Origin of the sequence: Chamaesiphon polymorphus CCALA 037 (assembly GCF_003003845.1) — a bacterium.
Classification (GTDB): domain Bacteria; phylum Cyanobacteriota; class Cyanobacteriia; order Cyanobacteriales; family Chamaesiphonaceae; genus Chamaesiphon; species Chamaesiphon polymorphus.
Genome location: NZ_PVWO01000594.1, coordinates 1 through 3,194, shown reverse-complemented (window position 1 = coordinate 3,194; position 3,194 = coordinate 1). Strand labels below are relative to the sequence as shown.

The 3,194-nt window shown below is 38.8% G+C and carries 1 protein-coding gene; it reads left to right on the top strand.

Features of this window, described 5'->3' with window-relative positions:
• The first annotated feature begins 45 nt into the window (after nucleotides 1-45).
• Nucleotides 46-3,117, top strand: coding sequence for a Tn3 family transposase (locus C7B77_RS26870; RefSeq protein WP_106312236.1), 3,072 nt, complete (start codon nucleotides 46-48; stop codon nucleotides 3,115-3,117).
• Nucleotides 3,118-3,194: the final 77 nt, after the last annotated feature.

Below are 3,194 nucleotides of genomic sequence, written 5' to 3'. Positions count from 1 at the left end.
GTATAGTTTTTGAGGCTAAGAATCTTCACAGCTAAACAACCACAAATGGAAGATGAAAATTTCAAAGCTACTCCCCAAGAAAAACGTCTCAAGATCTTAGCTAGTGATGAAATAAAAAGTATTTACAGTAGACCCCACTTTAACAATGAAGAACGGCTTCAGTACTTCGCTTTATCACATGCAGATCTAGAAATACTGGAAGGATTCCGTTCGCTTAAATCTCAAGTACATTTTATTTTGCAATTGGGATACTTCAGAGCCAAGTATCTATTCTTTATTTTCACGCTTGATGAAGTCAAGGACGACTTTCAATATATTATAGAGCAACACTTTGATTCCCGACAGATCGGCGGAATCACTGTAATTGATAAGCAGACGCGGCTCAAACAACAGCGGTTGATACTCGAACTTTATGGTTATCGTAATTGTACCAAAGAAGAACGCCAAGAACTCGAACAAAAAGCGCAGCAATCGGCAATGATTTACAGCAAGCCTATTTATGTCTTTCGCGAACTCATCAACTATCTAACAAAGCATCGAATTATCTTACCAGGTTATAGCTTGATGCAGAAAATAGTTAGTCGAGCTATAAATTCCGAGCAAAGCCGATTGACAAATATTATCCAAGCTAGATTGGAGGTATCAGAGAGAGCAGAATTCAAAAAACTATTGGAGGATTCAACTGGTTTATATGAAATCACCCAACTCAAACACGAACCCAAAGATTTCAGTCTGGCTGAAATCAGACGTGAGATTCAACGGGGAGAACAACTATATCTTTTCTATAAAATAGCTCAAAGGTTATTACCAGAGCTGAAGATCTCTAATGAAAGTATTAAATATTATGCTTCATTGGTAGGCTATTACTCTGTGTTCAGATTAAAGCAACTGAACGAGTGGACGGCGTATATTTATTTAATCTGCTTTACCTATCATCGCTATCAACAACGCTCTGACAATTTAATCAACTGTTTGATATTTAGAGTTAGGAATTATAGTGACGAAGCTAAAAGTGTTGCCAAAGAACGCTTGCAGGAATATCACGTAGAGATTAACGAAAACTTGCAAAAAGCAGGACAAGTTCTCAAGCTGTTAACGGATGAAAGTATCGCAGTTGATACACCGTTCAAGACTTTTCAGTCACATGCTTTTAAAATCTTACCACGTCAAAAGCTAATTACTGTTGCCAATCGGATGGCTAAAGCTGTAAACCTTGATGAAACTGCCTTTCAATGGGAGCATATCGATAAATTATCTCGTCAATTCAAACTACATCTTCGACAGGCGATCGTCACGATTGAATTTACCAGTACGTTATCTCAGGATACATTGATTGAAGCAGTCGATTTCCTGAAAGCAGCATTCAAGAAGGGTAAGCCCCTCAAGGAGTTTCCATCTGACTTATTCCCAGTTGATTGTGTGCCAGCATCAGCTACGAGTTATCTCTACACACAGGATAGTAAGCACCAAAAGCAGTTAATCCCAGACCGCTATGAGTTTTTAATCTATCGACTGCTCCGAAACGGATTAGAATCAGGTGACATTTCATGTCGAGATAGTATTCACTTTCGGAGTTTAGAGGATGACTTAATTAACAATCTGCGCTGGCAAGATAAGCAAAAGTTGATGGTTGACAATAATCTAACTAGTTTAACTCATCCAATCTTAGAACATTTAAGTTCGCTAGAACAAACACTCGAACAACGCATCATTGAAGTTAATCGCCGCATTGCTGATGGAGAAAACGAACACTTCCAGATTAAAAAGCGAGGTAAACAAGTTCGCTGGAATCTTTTATACCCTCAAGGTGTCGATCTCATCAACTCTCCCTTCTTTGATAATTTGAAACAGGTCGATATTGGCGAAGTGTTGTATTTTGTAGATCGGCACTGCCATTTTATCAAAGCTTTCGAGCATGTATTAGGTCGTTACCAAAAGCAAACTGTAGATGAGCGGGTGATGATTGCTTGTTTGATTGCTTGGGGTAATAATATGGGGATGGGACGAATGGGTCAAGTTTCCGATATTAATTATCAGCTCTTGGCTAGCACTTCAGATAACTTTATCCGATTGGAGACACTTAAAGAAGCGAACGATCTGATTAGTAATGCTATTGCTGAACTATCTATTTTCCATCATTATGATATCGATAGCACGATTCATTCTAGTAGTGACGGGCAGAAGTTTGAAGCTCGGATTAATACAATCAATTCACGGCACTCGCCTAAGTATTTTGGATTGAAGAAGGGCGTTGTCTCATACACGTTAGTTGCTAACCATATTCCGGTTAATGCCAAAATTATTGGAGCCAACGAACATGAGAGCCACTTTGTATTTGATATTTTATTCAATAACACGACTGATATTCAGCCAGAGATCCATTCAACTGATACTCATGGTACGAATCAGGTTAACTTTGCTGTTCTGCATTCGTTTGGTTATCAATTTGCACCCCGCTATAAAGATATCTATGACAAGGTAAGCAAGGCTCTATATGGATTTCAACATCCTAGTAACTACGATAAGGATTGTGTTGTCAAGCCTATTCGTAAACTTAATACTGATTTGATTGTGGAAGAATGGGAGAATATTCAACGAATTATGGTTTCACTGGCGGTGAAGGAAACTACTCAAAGCATTATTGTTGGTAAACTGAGTGCTTATACTCGGAAGAATAAGACTCGACGTGCTTTATGGGAGTATGATAATATTCTCAAAAGTTTGTATCTGCTTGATTATATTGATTCTTTACCCTTACGTCAAAATGTCCAGCGGGCATTGAATCGGGGTGAAAGCTATCATCAATTACGTCGAGCTATCTCTTATGCAAATTTTGGTAAATTGCGCTTTAAATCTGAGTTAGAGCAGCAGCTTTGGAGCGAGTGTGGGCGGTTAATTGCTAACTGTATTCTTTATTATAATGCCAGTATTTTATCTAATGTCCTGGCTCATCGGGAGTCTGGTGACGATGTTCAAGGAGTTGAAGCCTTGAAACAGATTTCGCCTGTGGCTTGGCAGCACATCAATTTATACGGTCGCTATGAGTTTAGAAAATGCTCTGAACCGATCGATCTTGATGATATCGTTCACCAGCTCACCCAAGTACAGTCTTACTAATTTTCTCCGAACGATTGCTAGCTTTGGTATATAAATATGCTTATTCCCCCTTTTGGAGGGTTTATGCAAAAAACCCC

Bases quoted from the DNA above. Each gene is read 5' to 3' on its own strand.
- C7B77_RS26870 (WP_106312236.1), top strand. From the start codon at position 46: ATGGAAGATGAAAATTTCAAAGCTACTCCCCAAGAAAAACGTCTCAAG.